Consider the following 15898-nt stretch of genomic DNA (forward strand, 5'->3'; position numbering starts at 1 on the left):
CGAAGGACGGGTCGAGACCCGTGGCTCGACCCCGGTTGGTGGCGGCAGCCGGATGAGGGGCAGGTGCGGCAATCTCCTGGGCCGATGAAGGCCCTCGTGCCCGCTTTTATCGCCTCAGCGCGCCCCGGCGATCCGTTCGAAGGCCGAAGGTTCGGGAATGCCGAGATCCAACTGATGGCGGATCGCCTCGGCGCATTCGAGTGGTGTCAGCACTGACGTATCGACCTCCATGTCGTAGATGCCGGGACGATGCACCTCGTCCTGCCAGCGCTGCACCGGTTCTGGAATGGGCACGTCCTCCGTGGCGCTGAGATAAAGCGTCTCGCGCCCTTCTTGGACAATGTCGCGCCGCTGCATGATCGTCTCGATCGGACAGCGCACGCCGACGAACAGCACGGGAAAGTCTTCCAGTCGCCGGGCGCAATCGGCGAGGATGCCGAGCGGCTGCGAATAACTGTCATGGTGGCCGAGATCGGCGATGACATTAAGCCCCAGGCTGGCATGGATGGCGATCGATTCGTAGAGCGCCGCATAAAAGAACGGCACCAGTTCCTCCAGGTCCGGCCGTTCGCCGCCCGGCCGCAATCCGATGCCCGGAAGGTAGCGTTTCGGTGTCATGGCATTGTAGCTGTCGACGCCGAGGTTGATCCACGGCCCCTCGAAGTGTTCCTGTACCGCGCGCGCGATGCTTGATTTGCCGCTCCGCGGCGCGCCGTTCAGGATAATGATCTGCACGGAATGGCTATCATTGGTCATCAGTCTTCTTCTTCTGTTTGGCGCGAATCATTACAGCGCCGCGCGACTTTTCAGACGCGGCAAGGACGCTGTAACACTTTGAATTGCTGATAGTTCCTCACATCGATTTCGATGTGAAGAACTATCAGCGGGACAAAAAAGCGCAGGCATTTCCCTTCGTCCTGCGAATACTTTATGGGAGAGTTAAGGCGGCATCGCGCCGCGACCACCAAGGCTGCCGGAAGGAATGGCCAGAAGGAGTGGCCAGAAGGAGTGGAATGAACGAGGACAGCGCCCATTTTCCGCCCGTCGATCCGGTGAAAACCGGCATCAAGGGCTGCTGCCCACGCTGCGGCCAGGGCAAACTGTTCGACGGCCTGCTCGGCGTAAAGCCGCGTTGCGCCGCCTGCGGCCTCGACTATTCCTTCGCCGATTCCGGTGACGGCCCCGCCGTCTTCGTCATCCTCATCGTCGGCTTCATCGTCATCGGCATGGTGTTGTGGCTGCAGGTGAATTATGGGCCGCCGATCTGGGTGCATATCCTGCTCTTTGCTCCGTTGACGATTATCCTGTCGCTGCTGACGCTGCGCTGGTTCAAGGGCATCCTGATCGCCATGCAATACCGCCATAATGCCCGCGAAGGACGCCTGAGTGACTGATATCGACCATGCCGCGCCGCGCCGCCGGCTGCCGGTTTTCACCGGCATCCTGGTGCTGATCGCTCTTGCCATCCTGATTTCGCTCGGCACCTGGCAGGTGGAGCGCCTGCACTGGAAGGAGGGCCTGATCGCCGATATCGCCGCGCGGCAGGCAGCAAGCCCCGTGCCGTTGGCCGACATCGAGGCGATGGCGGCTGCAGGCGGCGATATCGAATACCGCAAGGTCACCGCCGCCGGCCGCTACATCAACAACAAGGAGCGGCACTTCTTTGCCACCTGGCGCGGCCAGACCGGCTATTACATCTATACCCCGCTGGAGCTTGCCGACGGGCGCATTCTCTTCGTCAATCGCGGCTTCGTTCCCTTTGACAACAAGGAGCCGGAAACGCGCATGCAGGGCCAGCTGACGGATCAGCAGACCGTCACCGGCCTGGCGCGCGAAAAGCTTCCCGGCAAGCCTTCCTGGATAGTGCCCGATAACGACGTCGCCAAGAACATCTTCTACTGGAAGGATCTCGACGTCATGGCCGAGAGCGTCGGGCTGGAGAAAGCGAACGTCATTCCCTTTTTCGTCGATGCCGATTCCACCCCCAATCCGGCCGGCCTGCCGATCGGCGGCGTCACCCAGGTGGATCTGCCGAACGACCATCTGCAATATGCTTTCACCTGGTACGGGCTGGCCGCCGTGCTTCTCGTCGTGGTGGCGATCTCCTGGTTCCGCAAGGGTGCCAAGCCACCTCAGAAATAGTATCACTTCAATTCTCGACCATATTGGGCTAGAGGTCCCTAAGCCCTACGCGGGACGTTGCTGTTGAAGCTGGACGTTGCCAAGTTCTCCCTCATTCCTGTGCTTGTCACAGGAATCCAGTGCGCCAAGTCCTTGGGCGCGGAAGAGGGACGAGGATGTTGACAGTCATTCACGGCGCCGACGCGCCGTGGCTGGATTCCTGTGACGAGCACAGGAATGAGGAATTTGTGGAACAGACATGAATATTGCGGCGAAACCTCCTTTGACGATCAGGCTCTGCGGCCCGCGCGGCTTCTGTGCCGGCGTCGACCGCGCCATCCAGATCGTCGTGCTGGCGCTGAAATCCTATGGCGCGCCGGTCTATGTGCGCCACGAGATTGTCCATAATCGCTATGTCGTCGAAGGGCTGGAAGCCAAGGGCGCCGTCTTCGTCGAGGAACTGGACGAGATCCCGGCCGAACATCGCGCCCAGCCGGTGGTTTTTTCCGCTCACGGCGTGCCGAAATCCGTGCCGGAGGATGCGGCAAGCCGCAACCTCTTCTATCTCGACGCCACCTGCCCGCTGGTCTCAAAGGTCCACAAGCAGGCGATGCGCCACAATCGCCTCGGCCGCCATGTCGTCCTTATCGGCCATGCCGGCCATCCTGAGGTGATCGGCACGATGGGTCAGCTGCCGGAGGGTTCGGTCTCGCTGATCGAGACGATCGAGGATGCCGACGCTTATGTCCCCGCCGATCCCGACAATCTCGGCTATGTCACCCAGACGACGCTGTCGGTCGACGATACGGCCGGCGTCATCACCCGCCTGCACGAGCGCTTCCCGAACCTGACGGCGCCGGCAGCGGACTCGATCTGTTATGCGACGACCAACCGCCAGGAAGTGGTGAAGCAGGCAGCCCCCGGCTGCGATCTCTTCATCATCGTCGGCGCGCCGAATTCGTCCAATTCCAAGCGTCTCGTCGAAGTGGCGCTCAGGGCAGGGGCGAAGAAATCGATCCTCGTGCAGCGCGCCGCCGAGCTCGACTGGGACGAGATCGGCGCGATTTCGACGCTCGGCCTTTCCGCCGGCGCCTCGGCCCCCGAGGTCATCGTCAACGAGATCATCGAGGCCTTCCGCGCCCGCTTCGACGCTCGCGTCGAGCTGGCCGAAACGGTGCAGGAAACTGAAAACTTCCTCGTCAACCGCGAACTGCGCAATATCGAGCTGACGGCGGCCGACATGGCCTTCGTCAACGGCTAGATCGGCCTTTCGGCCTGGCGTCCACTCCGGCAAATCCAATATCAACAAGGCATGAAGGGCGAGACCTCACTTGGCAGTCTATACCGATATCGCCGAAGACGATCTGAAGTGGTTCCTGACGGAGTATGACGCGGGCACGCTGCTCTCCTACAAGGGCATTGCCGAAGGCGTCGAAAATTCCAACTTCCTGCTTCACACCTCCAAGGATCCGCTGATCCTGACGCTCTATGAGAAGCGGGTGGAAAAGAGCGACCTGCCTTTCTTCCTCGGTCTGATGCAGCATCTTTCCGCCCGCGGCCTGTCCTGCCCGCTGCCGCTGCCGCGCCGCGACGGCGCGCTGCTCGGCTCGCTGTCCGGCCGTCCGGCGGCGCTGATCTCCTTCCTCGAAGGCATGTGGCTGAGAAAGCCGGAGGCGAAACATTGCCGCGAGGTCGGCAGGGCGCTGGCCGAGATGCATGTGGCCGGCGACGGTTTCGACTTGAAACGCCCGAACGCGCTGTCGATCGACGGCTGGCGGGGGCTGTGGGAAAAATCCGAGGCGCGCGCCGGCGAGGTCGAGCCCGGCCTGCAGACCGAGATCCGCAACGAACTCGATTTCCTCTCCGCTGCCTGGCCGAGCGGCCTGCCGGCCGGCGTCATCCATGCCGACCTCTTTCCCGACAACGTCTTCTTCCTCGGTGATCAGCTTTCGGGCCTGATCGATTTCTATTTCGCCTGCAACGACCTGCTCGCCTATGACGTCTCGATCTGCCTGAATGCCTGGTGCTTCGAGAAGGATGGCGCCTATAACATCACCAAGGGCACGGCGATGCTCGAGGGGTACCAGAGCGTCAGGCCGCTGAGCGATGCCGAAATCGCAGCCTTGCCGGTGCTGTCGCGCGGGTCGGCGCTGCGGTTCTTCCTGACTCGGCTCTATGACTGGCTGACGACGCCGGAAGGTGCCATGGTCACCAAGAAGGACCCGCTCGAATATCTCCGCAAGCTGCGGTTCCACCGCCAGATCAAATCCCCGGCCGAATACGGATTGAGCCTATGAAACACGTCGATATTTTTACCGACGGCGCATGCTCCGGCAATCCCGGCCCCGGTGGATGGGGTGCGGTGCTGCGTTATGGCGATGTCGAAAAGGAGCTTTGCGGCGGCGAGGCGGATACGACCAACAATCGTATGGAACTGCTGGCGGCGATCTCGGCGCTATCGGCCTTGAAGAGCCCTTGCGAGGTCGATCTCTATACCGACAGCGCCTATGTCAAGGACGGCATTTCCAAGTGGATTTTCGGCTGGAAGAAAAACGGCTGGAAAACCGCCGACAAGAAGCCGGTGAAGAATGCCGAACTCTGGCAGGCGCTGGAGGCGGCCCGTGACCGCCACAAGGTGACGCTGCACTGGGTCAAGGGCCATGCCGGCCACCCGGAAAACGAACGCGCCGACGAACTTGCCCGCCGGGGCATGGAGCCTTTCAAGAAGGGCAAGGCGGTTTCGTTTTAAGTCCCGCACATTTGCCTTTGCGCGTCTCGGCGACATTGAGCGCCGTGCGTCCTTTCCGTCCCGGGCGAAATCAACTGCGATAACGCAATGCATTCACCAGAAGCGAGAATGCGGGGGAGGCAAGCCGTCTGCTCGGATAATAAAGGTGATATCCAGGAAATGGCGGTGACCAGTCCTCCAGCACGGGCACCAGTTTTCCTTCACGGATCAGCGGCAGGAGGTAATCGTCTGGCAGGCATGCCAGGCCAAAACCACCCAGCGCCGCATCTATGATCATCTCGACGTCATTGCAGATGAACTGACCTTCCACACGAACATTCAGCGGCTTGCCGTCTTTTTCGAACTCCCAGGCGTACAAGCCGCCAACAGTTGCAAGCCTGAGATTGATGCAACGGTGCTGCGTCAGCTCATGCGGCGTGGCCGGTTTCGGATGCCGTGCGAAATAATCCGGAGAGGCAACGACCAGCATGCGCATTTCCGGTCCGATCTTGAGCGCGATCATATCTTTTTCGATATGCTCCCCAAGCCGGACCCCGGCGTCAAAGCGCTCGTTCACAAGATCGATCAGCCGATTGTCGACAGAGATCTCGATGTTGATATCCGGGTAGGACTGCATCAATCCCTTTACGGCAGGCATGAGGATCGTTTCTGCGGCATGCCGGATCGAAGTGATGCGTATCGTGCCTCCCGGCGCATGACGCATGGCGCCAAGTGCATCCAGCCGGCTGCGGATATCATTGAACGCAGGTCGCAGCGTTTCGGCCAGCTGCTCTCCGGCCTCGGTTGGAACAACGTTGCGGGTCGTCCGCGTCAGGAGCCGGAGGCCCATGCGATCTTCCAGTCGGCGCACTGTATGGCTGAGGGACGACTGCGAGGTCCCCAGCAGCGCGGCCGCACGTGTGAAACTTCGTTCTTCAGCGACCGTCAGGAAGGCTGCCAGGTCACCCAGTTCATCGCGCCTCATTCATGAATCCTCAATATAAGTCTATTTGGATCCTAGCATCTAGTCGGAGTAATCGGCCAGGAGTAAATTCTCCTCGATAGCCGGCGGTCTATAGATCCGCCAGGAACAAAGGCCCGCTGACCAACTGCCCAGCGGAGCGGCGTCCTAGAGGCCGCCCCTTTCATGAATGGCGGATATAGCCCCTTTCGGAATCCGATGCCTAATCGGGCCCGTCCTCCGATCCTATGTCGGAGCAGACAGTCAATAAGGAGATCACCGTGAAAACCATCGCCGCAAGCCTTGCCATCTCGGCATTCGCAGCCGCAGGCGCCGAAGCGCAGCAGAACCCCCGCGTGGCTCCGCCGGCCGTCTATGACGTCGCCCCGGGCCTTGGCCACTTCACGGATGACGTTCTGTTCGGCGAGTTTTGGAAGCGCGGGGATCTGACCCCGCGCGATCGCAGCCTGGTCACCATTTCGGTACTGATCTCAACCGGCAAGGGGCACGTCCTTGCCAATCATGTAAAGCGCGCCCTAGAAAATGGTGTCGAGCCCAGGGAAGTGGGCGAGGTCGTCACTCATCTCGCATTTTATTCCGGCTGGCCCAATGCGATATCGGCCGTGACGGAGACCAAGAAGGCCTTTGACGAGCTGAAGATCGCGCCCGTGGCGGACAGCGGTGACCCACGCATTCAGTTCGATGCCGCAACGGAAGCCGCCCGCAGCGCGTCCGTGGACGCCGAGGTGGCACCTACCGCGCCGGCCCTTGCCGACCTGACAAACCGGGCATTGTTCGGTGATCTGTGGCAGCGCCCGGATCTGTCGGCCCGCGATCGCAGCCTCGTTACGGTGGCCGCTCTCGTGGCGATGGGGCAGTCTGACCAACTGACGTTCCATCTCACCCGCGCCATGGATAATGGTCTCAGCCGCGAAGAGGCAGCTGAAGCTGTTACCCATGCCGGGTTCTATGCCGGCTGGCCTCGCGCCATATCAGCAGTGCCGGTTCTCAAAACGGTCTTCGCAAGCCGTGAAGCGTCCGCCTCGAGCAACCCGGCAGAAGCAGATATCAAGGTGGTCAAACGCGGCAGCCAACCGGTAAGCGGTCCGGCCGAGCGTTTCACCGGCGAGGTCCAGGTATCGGCCGCTTACAAGGGTGATGGCGCTGCCCGCATTGGCGGTGCCACGGTTGCCTTCGAACCTGGCGCCCATACGGCCTGGCATTCGCACCCGCTCGGTCAGACGCTGTTTGTCGTTTCCGGCCGAGGCTGGGTCCAGAAGGAAGGCGGCACGGTCCAGGTCATGGAACCGGGTGATGTCGTCTGGATTCCCCCGATGGTAAAACACTGGCACGGTGCGTCGGCTGATGAAGCGATGGTGCATTTTGCGGTATCGGAAGCACTTGACGGCAACAGCGTGACCTGGATGGAGAAAGTCGCGACTGAGGACTATCGCCAGGGTGGCGAAGCTGAATAATTGACCGACAAGCTGTGAGGAAAAGCGCATGCAGAAATCGAGCGCACGCCGGCATTTTCTCACGTCGCTGCCCCTTGCGGCCATCGGGCTGGCTATGACCTCCGCCGGCACTGAGGCTCAGCAAACTCCGTCCGCGAACACGCTGGTCGCGTACTTTACCCGGACAGGCAATACACGGGTCATTGCCCTGCAGGTCCGCCGGGCACGCCAGGCCGCGCTGATTGAAATCCAGCCGGCCGAGCCCTATCCGGAAGACTATGAGGAAACTGTTGCCCAGGCTCGCCGGGAAACCGAACAAGGCTTCCTCCCGCCCCTGGCTCAATTGGTTGCCAACCTCGATCAGTACCAGGAGGTTTTCCTGGGCTTCCCGATTTGGGGAACAACGGCACCGCCGGTTATCCGCTCATTTCTGCAGTCTCATGATCTTTCGGGCAAGATCATCCGCCCCTTCATCACTCATGGCGGTTACGGCCTTGGAAGCAGCCTTGAAGTGATCAGGTCCCTGGCGCCGCGTGCTACGATCGAGCCGCCGTTCTCCTTGGAAGCGGACCAGGAACGCCGGACGATAGAACAGGTGAGGAGCTGGCTGGGTTGAATAAAGACACAAGCTCTTCGCTGATCAGATCATGATGCGGTCATTCCAGCCAAACTCGCCGGCGCAGTGGGATAGCGGCAACGACGTGGCGGGCCTCAGTACCTTAAGCCGCCCGCTGCTGCGGTGCCGTCGCCGCGCCCTGGATCAGCCGGTGCAGATATTCGAGTTTTGCCACAACAGGCGAGGAGAGCACGAAGGGATAGGAGTCAGGCTGACCCATGCTGCGCTGGATGGCGTTGATCGCGATGCTGAGCGGCACCCAGGCGCTGACCAGCTGTTCGGCGCTTCTTGCCCTGTAGGGGATGAAATCCACCTCGCCGGCGATTTCTTCATGGCCGCGCGGATCGATGGCGATGCCGAAGGCGCGAGCGGTTTCGAGCGTATCGACGATATGGAGGTAATGCGCGAAGCATTCGGCGAAATCCTCCCAGGGGTGTGATGCCGCATAGGCGCTGATGAAATTGTCCTGCCATCCCAAGGGGGCGCCGCCGGCATAATGGGTCTGGAGGGCTGTCGTATAATCCTGCCGTTCGTCGCCGAAGACCGTGCGGAAATCGGCAAGGCCGCCCCGATCGCGCACCAGCTTGTTCCAGATGAAATGGCCGGCCTCGTGGCGGAAATGGCCAAGCAGCGTGCGATAGGGTTCGTTCATCGAGCTGCGCGCCTGTTCGCGCGTCGCATCGTCGGCCTCCGCGGCGCGGATGGTGATCAGGCCTTCCTCGTGGCCGGTCATGGCCGGCACGATAAAGCCGTTGCTCTCTATCGAATCCTCGAGGAAATCGAAGACCAGGCCGCCTTGCGGGTCTTGCGCCCGATCGGGATGCGGCAGCTTCCAGCGCAGCAGCGAATAAAACAGATGACGCTGCGCCTGGCTGATGCGCCGCCAGCGATCGATGCCGTCCTGGGTATCGGTGTTCGGAACCAGCCGGTTATGGCGGCAGGCAACGCAGAATTCGCTCTCGCCATCATCGTCCACCAGCCAGTTGCAGATGTCGAGGCTGGCATTGGCGCAGAAGCGGACATCGCGATCGGGATTGGAAACGAGCTGCCAGAGCGTCTCGTCGCGCGGCTCCAGCGCATGCATGGCGAGGTCGCCTGGCAGGAAGCCGAGGCGATGGTTGCAACGCACGCATCGACGGTTGTCGAAGTGGACGACCTGATCGCAATTGTCGCAGGCAAAAAGCTTCATCTTGTCTATCTCTGCAAAGCATGAGGGTGGGGGATTAAAAATGCCTGCCGCGCGAGGGGCGCAGCAGGCATGGTTCTTGAAGGATGCACTATTGCTCAGAGCCGGTCGACGGCGCCCTTGAGCTTGTCCTTGACCTTGCCGGTTGCGACCTGTCCCTTGCCCTTGGCTTCCTGGACGGCGCCCTTGGCCTGCATTTCGCGATCGTCCGTCGCCTTACCGACGGACTGCTTGGTCTTGCCGGCAATTTCGTTTGCCTTACCGGAAATCTTGTCGCTGGTGCTACCCATTATGTGATGTCTCCTTGGTCAGCATGGGCCTTTTGTCCATGCTTGCCGAAATGAAACGTCACTCGCAGCTATTCGTTCCCGCTGCCGTCAGGTCAGCTGCTGTCAGGCCAGCCCCTCAGGCATGGCCGGCTTCGGCCGAAAGCATGGCAGCGGTCACGCCCATGCCGGCGAGCGCCCGCTCGTATTTGTCGTCGAGGCTGCGGTCGAAGATCAATTCCTCATTGGCCGGGCAGGTGAGCCAGCCATTGTTGACGACCTCGCTTTCGAGCTGGCCGGCCGACCAGGAGGAATAGCCGAGCAGCATCGTCGCCCGCGTCGGCCCATCGCCCTTGGAGATGGCGCGCACGATATCGAGCGTCGCCGTCAGGCAGATATCGTCGCTGACGGGAATGCTGGAGTCGCTGGAATAATCGTCCGAATGCAGCACGAAGCCGCGGCCGCTTTCCACCGGCCCGCCGGTCTGGATCGGGAATTCGCGCGCCCGCTTCGGCAGCACGATCGAATCTTCCTGCTTGATCATGTCGAGATGCAGCAGCACATCGGTGAAGGTGAGGCTCTGCGGACGGTTGATGACGAAGCCCATGGCGCCGGCATCCGAATGCGCGCAAATGTAGATCACTGTGCGCGCAAAATTGCGGTCTTCCATGCCCGGCATGGCGATGAGGAATTGGCCATCGAAGAAGCCACGTTCCCGTCTGTTCTTCAGCGTCAATAAGGACATCGTTCCTCCTGCTGCTAGACCGCACCAAGGCCTCGACAAAAGAAACATGGGCCAATGTCACACATCAATCAACTGAAAATGAAGATTTAAATCGCCGCGACTTCTGGCGGCCAAACAGCACATTCGGTAAACCTTTGTTCCATGATGATTATTTCCTCAGGCCCGCGCAGGCTTTTAATCGCGGTTGTGTCGGTGGTAGCAGCCCTTGTGCCGTTTTATTCCGCCCATGCGGAAATGAGCGCCTGGGCGGACAACGAAGGCGGCCGCATGCGCCTCGTGGCGCTCGCGCCCGATGCCCGCGGCAAAATCCGCGCTGCCCTTCAGATCGAGCCGAAGCCCGGCTGGATCACCTATTGGAAAGAGCCCGGCAACAGCGGCATTCCGCCGCAAATCACCATCGCGGCGGCAAGCGGCGTCACGCTCGATGCCATCGCCTATCCCGTTCCGAAGCATTTTTTCAACGGCGCGATCGAGGATATTGCCTATGACGCGCCGGTGACGCTGCCGCTGTCGCTGACGGCGGCCGGCAAAGGCCCGGTTACGATCGATGCTGCCGCCTTCATCGGCATCTGCAAGGATATCTGCATTCCCTTCCAGGCGAATTTGCAGCTGAAGCTCGGCCCCGCCATCCAGTCGCACCCGCAAGAGGAGGCGATCCTTCAGGCCGCCGATGCGAGCCTGCCGAAGCCGCCGTCGCAGGATTTCGACGTGACGGCGCATGCGATGTCACCCGATGGGAAGACGCTGTCGCTGACGCTCGCTTTGCCGGGCGGGGGGCCGGGCGAGGGGAAGGCCGCGCCGGATATCATCGTCACCGGCCCGAGCGGTTATGCCTTCACCAAGCAGATCGGCGGCAAACGCGACGGCGCCACCTTCAAGGTCGATATATCAATCGGCAAGCTGCCGAAGGATTACGACATGGCAGGCAAGCAATGGAGCGTGCTCGTCATCGACGGTGAACGGGCGATGGAGACGACGCTTGCCTTCGAATGACCGGTCTTGCCTTTCAATGACCGGCCTTGCCTTTCAATGATGGGCTCCTATAGTCGCCGCAGATCCCCTACGGCGCCCGCCACCGCCAAGCCGGAATCCCCAAAGCCAGAACCCCCAATCCAGAACTCAAGGAGAAGACCATGACCATCGCGATCGGCGACAAGCTTCCTGCCGCCACCTTCAAGGAAAAGACGGCTGACGGCCCGGTCGAAATCACCACCGATCAGCTCTTCGCCGGCAAGCGCGTCGTGCTCTTTGCCGTGCCGGGCGCGTTTACGCCCACCTGCTCGCTGAACCACCTGCCGGGTTATCTCGAAAACCGCGACACCATCCTTGGCAAGGGCGTCGACGACATCGCCGTCGTCGCCGTCAACGACTGGCACGTGATGGGCGCCTGGGCGCAATCGTCAGGCGGCATGGGCAAGATCCACTTCCTCGCCGATTGGGATGCCGGCTTCACCAAAGCCGTCGGCCTCGACGCCGACCTCTCCGCCGGCGGCCTCGGCCTCCGCTCCAAGCGTTATTCGATGCTGGTGGAAGACGGGGTGGTCAAAGCTCTCAACGTCGAGGAAAGCCCCGGCCAGGCAACCGTATCAGGTGCCGCCGCGATGCTGGAACAGCTCTGAGCGTTCATTGCTGATGGATGAAGGGGCGGCCGTTCGGGCGCCCCTTTTCGATTGTGTGAGTCTTCGGCGGGACTCGAGCGGCGTCTCAGGCCTCGGTCAACCGGCCGCCATCTCCATAGTGTCACGCCATGTGAAATGCGAAGTGCGCTTCGAGATCAGCCACCGACCATCCTGGCGCACATACTCGTCATTGTAATAAACGCCGTTGGTATTCCTCATCTTTTTGCCGTCGACTGTGTTGACGAGGACGACCAGGCAATAGTGCACTGCCGTTGCGCGGTCTCCGTCAATTTCGGCGGTATGCTGCCCATTGATATGGTAGGCCGTCTCGAAATTGGCCATGAAGCCCGTAAAGGTCTCCTGAATCTCCTTGCGACCCTTGAGCGACGCAAAAAGCTGTCCTTCGAAGTAGGTGTCGACAACCGCGTCTTCGGCAAACAGCAGCGATTGAGTGGCCAAATCTTTCTGATCCGCGAGATTGGCGAAAGTGTCGACGAGTGCTTTGAGGGCGACCTTGTCTTCGAGGGTCTGGATGCGTTGTTCCAGAGTATTGTCTTGCATGGAAATCTCCTTGAGTTGGAACGGATTGGCGGATTGCGTTTCAGGCGACGTCGACCGACTCTTCGGCGACCGGGACGATGGCTGAGGCGGGGTGGCGCTGCCGGACGATCAGGGCGAGGACGAGAACAAGCGCGAGCGCCATCATCGCGGCTGAGCCCGTCAACGCCATCGTCACGCGATGGGCAAGAAGTGGGATGCCTTCCAGGCCGCTCGTGCCGAAAGCCGTGACGGCGACTAGGATCGCAAGACCAAGGGAATTGCCGAGCTGGTGGGCGACGTTGACCACACCTGAGGCGGCGCCGGCATCGGCCCCGGAGACGCCTGATATGCCCGAGGCTGTCAGAGGGCTCAGGACGAAACCCTGGCCCCAGCCGATCAGGATCATCGGCAAGGCGATGTCACTCAGATAGTCCGCATCGGCGGAGACACGGCTGAGCCAGGTCATGCCGACAAGGGTCAGGACAAAACCCGTGGCAAGCAGGCGGGCGTTGCCGAACCGCTTCGTCAGCTGCGGCACGGCCATTGCCGATGCAAAGTTCACGAGTGTCGCGGGCAGGAAAGCCAATCCGGTGGCGGCAGCGCTGTATCCAAGAACACTCTGCAGGAACTGCGTCGTGAAGAAAAAGAAGCCGATCATTCCGCCGAGGAAGAGCATTCGCGCAGAATAGGCCCCGACGCGTTCGCGACTGGCGAAGAGACGCAACGGCATGATCGGTTGCCGAGCATTCCGTTCGATGGCAACAAAGGCCACCAGCAGCAATAGGGAGGTCGCGATAAGCCCGATGGTCAAGCTATCATGCCAGCCATGCGTCGCCGAACGGATCAGGCCATAGACAAGCGCCACCATGCCGATCGTCGAGGTCAGGCCTCCGGCAATATCGAGCCGCCCCGACTGCCGTCCCGTCTCCGGAACGAAGCGGATCGCGGCGAGGATCATGCCGAGGCCAATCGGCAGATTGATGAAGAAGCCCACACGCCACGACAGCCACTCGGCCAATATGCCGCCGAGCACGAGGCCGACGCTGGCCGCAATGCCGGCGACGGCGCTGTAATAGGAAACTGCGCGGGTGCGCTCGGTCCCTTCAGCGAAGGTCGTCTGCAGCAAGGCCAGCGTGGCCGGCGCAAGAATAGCGCCGCCAAACCCCTGGACGGCACGCGCGCCGATCATCCAGGCCGGCGTCTCGGCAAGACCGATGGCGAGCGAAGACGCGGTGAAGAGAGCAAGGCCGATGGTGAGCATGCGCTTGCGGCCGAGAATGTCGCCTGCCCTTGCACCCAGAAGCAGGAAGCCTCCGAAGGTGAGGGTATAGGCGCTCTGCACCCAGGCGAGTTCAGGATCGGAAAAGCCAAGTTCACGATGAATGCTCGGAAGCCCCGTCAGCACGATCGACGTGTCGAGTACGAGCATCACGTAGCTGGTGAGGATGATGGTCAGGATCGCTGTCTTGTTGACCGCGTGCGATAAAGGTTTTTCCGCTCGGCTGGAGGGCCGGCTGGCCTGTGGGGGTGATCTCATGGCGCTCTCCGGAACCGTCATTGCGGCGATTGCCGCCGATGTCCCGAGAGATAGCACCCGCCTATTCTGCCGATTAGATTGCTATTCCTGCATGCGCTTTTGAGGAATTCTCATCAATGATCGGAACGTGATGGTCGGTATCGCAGCGCGTCGACCAGCACGCTGAAGGCCGGAGACATCTGACGGCGGCTCGGATAGTAGAGGAAATAACCATCGAACAGCGGGTTCCAGTCGTCGAGAACGGTGACAAGCCGCCCGCTCTCGATTTCATCTCGTGCATGATCCTCGAACAAGTAAGCAAGTCCGACGCCCCCGAGCGCCGCTCTCATCACCATCTGCGTGGTGTTGAAAGCCAACGGGCCATCGACACGGACACGAACCTCCCGCCCGTCCTTTTCGAACTCCCAAACCAGATAGCCTCCATAGGTCGGCAGTCTGATGTTGATGCAGGCATGGGCAGTCAGGTCCTGCGGCGTCGACGGTTTTGGGTGGCGCGCGAAATAGTCTGGCGAACCAACGACCACCATTCTCATCTCAGGTCCGATCCGCACGGCGATCATATCGCCGTTGAGCTGCTCGCCGAGCCGAATTCCCGCATCGTAGCGCTCCGCGACAATATCGGTGAGCGCCCCGTCCACGGTGATTTCAAACTTGATATCCGGATATTCTGGAAGAAGTCGCTCTATCGCCGGCCAGAGGATCGATGTCGTCGGATGCTCGCCGGCGGTGATCCGAACCGTCCCCGCGGGTTTGTCGCGCAGTTCTGTCAGAGCCGCCAGTGCGGTATCGATGCCGTCGAAGTGCGGCTCGATCGAGTGCAGCAACCGCTCCCCGGCATCGGTCACGGAGACGCGCCGGGTCGTTCTCGTCAGCAAGCGAATGCCGAGTCGCTCCTCGAGCAGCCGCATCGAATGACTGAGCGCCGAAGGCGAGACGCCAAGCTTTGCCGCCGCTCTCGTGAAGCTCTGTTCTCTGGCGACCGCCAGGAAAACAGTGAGGTCGTTGATGCTGTCTCGAGACATTTTTGAATTCTGCTCAATACCGAATGCGGATTTTGCAGCCTAATCGTCTTTTCGCCCATGGACTAGATGATGGGGGCAGGCAGTGCCCAGGCACATCTCGACCAGAAAGGCTGTTCTCGATGAACCACGCAGCATCAGGAAGCGCCGAGGAGGAGATCATTGCCCTCTCGCTGGACAAGTTCCGTTGGAAAACTTCCGGCCGTATCGATCTGGTCGAGGCGCTTTTCGACGACGATCTGCATTTCGTCCACATCACCGGGCATGTGTCTTCGAAGCGAGAATGGATCGAAGAGCTGCGATCGGGCCGCTTTGTCTACAACCGCATCGAGCCGCGGGGCGCTTCGGTTGCGGTCGAGGGCGATCGAGCCACACTCCGAGGCAAGGCCGTTTTCACGGTGACCATGGGCGGGCACCGAGGACAGTATCGTCTGGCTTTCACCGAAGTCTATGTGCGCAAACCCGCCGGGTGGAGGCTCGTCGAGCTTCTCGCCTCGACCTATTGAGGGAAATCAGCATGACCAACATCCTTATACTCGGCGCCAACGGGCAGTTGGCGCGCAACACGACACGGATGCTCCTCGACAGGACGGACGCCAATCTCACCCTCTATCTGCGGCGGGCGAGCCGTCTCACCAACCCGGCGCCCGAAAGAGTGAGGATCGTCGACGGCGACGTTCTCGACACCGCGGTGCTCCGCCTGGCGATGGCCAAGCAGGACGTCGTCTATGCCAACCTTTCCGGCGATATGGCTCGCCAGGCCCGGTCGATCGTCGACGCCATGCACGCGGCGGAGCTGAAACGGCTGATCTTCATCAGTTCGATGGGCATTTACGGCGAAGTCCCCGGCGAGAAATATCGCAGCATCCTCGATCCTTATCGGGATTCTGCGGCGCTGATCGAGCAGTCGGACCTCGATTACACCATCCTGCGGCCGGGTTGGTTCACGCACGACGCTGAGATCAACTATCAGCTCACCGGAAAGGGCGAGCCCTTCAAGGGACACGACGTCTCGCTAAACAGCCTGTCGGACCTGATCGTGAAGCTCGCCTCCGATCCCGCATTGCATGCTCGCGAGAGCCTCGGCGTGAGCAGCTCGTGAAATG

Annotated in this window: 19 protein-coding genes; 11 read left to right on the forward strand and 8 right to left on the reverse strand. The window is 61.1% G+C overall.

What is annotated here, in order from left to right; genetic code table 11:
- Window positions 1-114: 114 nt before the first annotated feature.
- Window positions 115-756, reverse strand: coding sequence for a chloramphenicol phosphotransferase CPT family protein (locus HX899_RS23860; RefSeq protein ID WP_138387964.1), 642 nt, complete (start codon window positions 754-756; stop codon window positions 115-117).
- 257 nt (window positions 757-1013) lie between these two features.
- On the opposite strand from HX899_RS23860, the gene HX899_RS23865 reads away from it, so the two are divergent.
- From HX899_RS23865 to rnhA, 5 genes are all read left to right on the forward strand, one after another.
- On the forward strand, window positions 1014-1394 hold the full coding sequence (locus HX899_RS23865; protein ID WP_003545995.1) for a DUF983 domain-containing protein: 381 nt from the start codon (window positions 1014-1016) through the stop codon (window positions 1392-1394).
- Window positions 1387-2142, forward strand: coding sequence for an SURF1 family protein (locus tag HX899_RS23870; protein ID WP_181293560.1), 756 nt, complete (start codon window positions 1387-1389; stop codon window positions 2140-2142). The genes HX899_RS23865 and HX899_RS23870 overlap by 8 nt, the downstream gene beginning before the upstream one ends.
- A 238-nt stretch (window positions 2143-2380) precedes the next feature.
- A complete protein-coding gene (gene ispH / locus HX899_RS23875) occupies window positions 2381-3382 on the forward strand; it encodes a 4-hydroxy-3-methylbut-2-enyl diphosphate reductase (RefSeq protein ID WP_181293561.1) in 1002 nt (333 codons plus the stop codon).
- Window positions 3383-3452: 70 nt separating this feature from the next.
- Window positions 3453-4418: a homoserine kinase gene (locus tag HX899_RS23880; RefSeq protein WP_181293562.1), complete on the forward strand. Its 966-nt coding sequence runs from the start codon at window positions 3453-3455 to the stop codon at window positions 4416-4418.
- Window positions 4415-4870: a ribonuclease HI gene (gene rnhA / locus HX899_RS23885; RefSeq protein ID WP_003545999.1), complete on the forward strand. Its 456-nt coding sequence runs from the start codon at window positions 4415-4417 to the stop codon at window positions 4868-4870. Before HX899_RS23880 ends, rnhA begins: the two co-directional genes overlap by 4 nt.
- A 70-nt stretch (window positions 4871-4940) precedes the next feature.
- Here the strand turns inward: rnhA and HX899_RS23890 are convergent, their stop codons facing one another.
- On the reverse strand, window positions 4941-5834 hold the full coding sequence (locus tag HX899_RS23890) for a LysR family transcriptional regulator (protein WP_181293563.1): 894 nt from the start codon (window positions 5832-5834) through the stop codon (window positions 4941-4943).
- A gap of 257 nt (window positions 5835-6091) precedes the next feature.
- Here HX899_RS23890 and HX899_RS23895 point away from each other — a divergent pair, with 257 nt between their 5' ends.
- Together HX899_RS23895 and HX899_RS23900 are read left to right on the forward strand one after the other, a co-directional pair.
- Window positions 6092-7285 carry a carboxymuconolactone decarboxylase family protein gene (locus HX899_RS23895; protein WP_181293564.1) on the forward strand — a complete coding sequence of 398 codons (1194 nt, stop codon included), beginning with the start codon at window positions 6092-6094 and terminating at the stop codon, window positions 7283-7285.
- Between the two features lie 28 nt (window positions 7286-7313).
- Window positions 7314-7880 carry a flavodoxin gene (locus tag HX899_RS23900; RefSeq protein ID WP_181293565.1) on the forward strand — a complete coding sequence of 189 codons (567 nt, stop codon included), beginning with the start codon at window positions 7314-7316 and terminating at the stop codon, window positions 7878-7880.
- A gap of 103 nt (window positions 7881-7983) precedes the next feature.
- On the opposite strand, the gene HX899_RS23905 is transcribed toward HX899_RS23900, so the two are convergent.
- From HX899_RS23905 to HX899_RS23915, 3 genes are all read right to left on the reverse strand, one after another.
- Window positions 7984-9069 (reverse strand): putative zinc-binding metallopeptidase, encoded by a 1086-nt coding sequence (locus HX899_RS23905; protein WP_181293566.1) that lies wholly within the window; start codon window positions 9067-9069, stop codon window positions 7984-7986.
- A 95-nt stretch (window positions 9070-9164) separates the two neighbouring features.
- Window positions 9165-9356 carry a CsbD family protein gene (locus tag HX899_RS23910; protein WP_138328803.1) on the reverse strand — a complete coding sequence of 64 codons (192 nt, stop codon included), beginning with the start codon at window positions 9354-9356 and terminating at the stop codon, window positions 9165-9167.
- A 115-nt stretch (window positions 9357-9471) separates the two neighbouring features.
- On the reverse strand, window positions 9472-10077 hold the full coding sequence (locus HX899_RS23915; RefSeq protein ID WP_130667473.1) for a YqgE/AlgH family protein: 606 nt from the start codon (window positions 10075-10077) through the stop codon (window positions 9472-9474).
- A gap of 141 nt (window positions 10078-10218) precedes the next feature.
- Here HX899_RS23915 and HX899_RS23920 point away from each other — a divergent pair, with 141 nt between their 5' ends.
- Entirely contained in the window at window positions 10219-11070 is an 852-nt protein-coding gene (locus HX899_RS23920; RefSeq protein ID WP_181293567.1) for a protein-disulfide reductase DsbD domain-containing protein, read from the forward strand.
- A gap of 140 nt (window positions 11071-11210) precedes the next feature.
- The gene (locus tag HX899_RS23925) at window positions 11211-11696 is read left to right on the forward strand and encodes a peroxiredoxin (protein WP_011650769.1); all 486 of its coding nucleotides are present in this window, start codon (window positions 11211-11213) and stop codon (window positions 11694-11696) included.
- Between the two features lie 96 nt (window positions 11697-11792).
- On the opposite strand, the gene HX899_RS23930 is transcribed toward HX899_RS23925, so the two are convergent.
- The 3 genes from HX899_RS23930 to HX899_RS23940 form a co-directional block, all read right to left on the reverse strand.
- Complete coding sequence (locus HX899_RS23930; RefSeq protein ID WP_181293568.1) at window positions 11793-12257, reverse strand: nuclear transport factor 2 family protein; 465 nt, start codon at window positions 12255-12257, stop codon at window positions 11793-11795.
- Between the two features lie 40 nt (window positions 12258-12297).
- Window positions 12298-13773 carry an MFS transporter gene (locus HX899_RS23935; RefSeq protein ID WP_181293569.1) on the reverse strand — a complete coding sequence of 492 codons (1476 nt, stop codon included), beginning with the start codon at window positions 13771-13773 and terminating at the stop codon, window positions 12298-12300.
- A 113-nt stretch (window positions 13774-13886) separates the two neighbouring features.
- A complete protein-coding gene (locus tag HX899_RS23940) occupies window positions 13887-14795 on the reverse strand; it encodes a LysR family transcriptional regulator (protein WP_181293570.1) in 909 nt (302 codons plus the stop codon).
- A gap of 119 nt (window positions 14796-14914) precedes the next feature.
- Between HX899_RS23940 and HX899_RS23945 the strand changes: the two genes are divergently transcribed.
- Window positions 14915-15298 (forward strand): nuclear transport factor 2 family protein, encoded by a 384-nt coding sequence (locus HX899_RS23945; RefSeq protein WP_181293571.1) that lies wholly within the window; start codon window positions 14915-14917, stop codon window positions 15296-15298.
- A gap of 11 nt (window positions 15299-15309) precedes the next feature.
- Window positions 15310-15894, forward strand: a complete 585-nt coding sequence (locus tag HX899_RS23950) for an NAD(P)H-binding protein (RefSeq protein ID WP_181293572.1) — start codon at window positions 15310-15312, stop codon at window positions 15892-15894.
- Window positions 15895-15898 lie beyond the last annotated feature (4 nt).

It is taken from the genome of Rhizobium sp. WYCCWR 11146, from assembly GCF_013591995.1.
GTDB classification, from domain to species: domain Bacteria; phylum Pseudomonadota; class Alphaproteobacteria; order Rhizobiales; family Rhizobiaceae; genus Rhizobium; species Rhizobium indicum.

Coding starts and splice junctions, on each gene's coding strand:
- HX899_RS23860 (WP_138387964.1), bottom strand. CDS start 756: ATGACCAATGATAGCCATTCCGTGCAGATCATTATCCTGAACGGCGCG.
- HX899_RS23865 (WP_003545995.1), top strand. CDS start 1,014: ATGAACGAGGACAGCGCCCATTTTCCGCCCGTCGATCCGGTGAAAACC.
- ispH (WP_181293561.1), top strand. CDS start 2,381: ATGAATATTGCGGCGAAACCTCCTTTGACGATCAGGCTCTGCGGCCCG.
- rnhA (WP_003545999.1), top strand. CDS start 4,415: ATGAAACACGTCGATATTTTTACCGACGGCGCATGCTCCGGCAATCCC.
- HX899_RS23890 (WP_181293563.1), bottom strand. CDS start 5,834: ATGAGGCGCGATGAACTGGGTGACCTGGCAGCCTTCCTGACGGTCGCT.
- HX899_RS23900 (WP_181293565.1), top strand. CDS start 7,314: ATGCAGAAATCGAGCGCACGCCGGCATTTTCTCACGTCGCTGCCCCTT.
- HX899_RS23905 (WP_181293566.1), bottom strand. CDS start 9,069: ATGAAGCTTTTTGCCTGCGACAATTGCGATCAGGTCGTCCACTTCGAC.
- HX899_RS23910 (WP_138328803.1), bottom strand. CDS start 9,356: ATGGGTAGCACCAGCGACAAGATTTCCGGTAAGGCAAACGAAATTGCC.
- HX899_RS23915 (WP_130667473.1), bottom strand. CDS start 10,077: ATGTCCTTATTGACGCTGAAGAACAGACGGGAACGTGGCTTCTTCGAT.
- HX899_RS23920 (WP_181293567.1), top strand. CDS start 10,219: ATGATGATTATTTCCTCAGGCCCGCGCAGGCTTTTAATCGCGGTTGTG.
- HX899_RS23925 (WP_011650769.1), top strand. CDS start 11,211: ATGACCATCGCGATCGGCGACAAGCTTCCTGCCGCCACCTTCAAGGAA.
- HX899_RS23930 (WP_181293568.1), bottom strand. CDS start 12,257: ATGCAAGACAATACTCTGGAACAACGCATCCAGACCCTCGAAGACAAG.
- HX899_RS23935 (WP_181293569.1), bottom strand. CDS start 13,773: ATGAGATCACCCCCACAGGCCAGCCGGCCCTCCAGCCGAGCGGAAAAA.
- HX899_RS23940 (WP_181293570.1), bottom strand. CDS start 14,795: ATGTCTCGAGACAGCATCAACGACCTCACTGTTTTCCTGGCGGTCGCC.
- HX899_RS23945 (WP_181293571.1), top strand. CDS start 14,915: ATGAACCACGCAGCATCAGGAAGCGCCGAGGAGGAGATCATTGCCCTC.
- HX899_RS23950 (WP_181293572.1), top strand. CDS start 15,310: ATGACCAACATCCTTATACTCGGCGCCAACGGGCAGTTGGCGCGCAAC.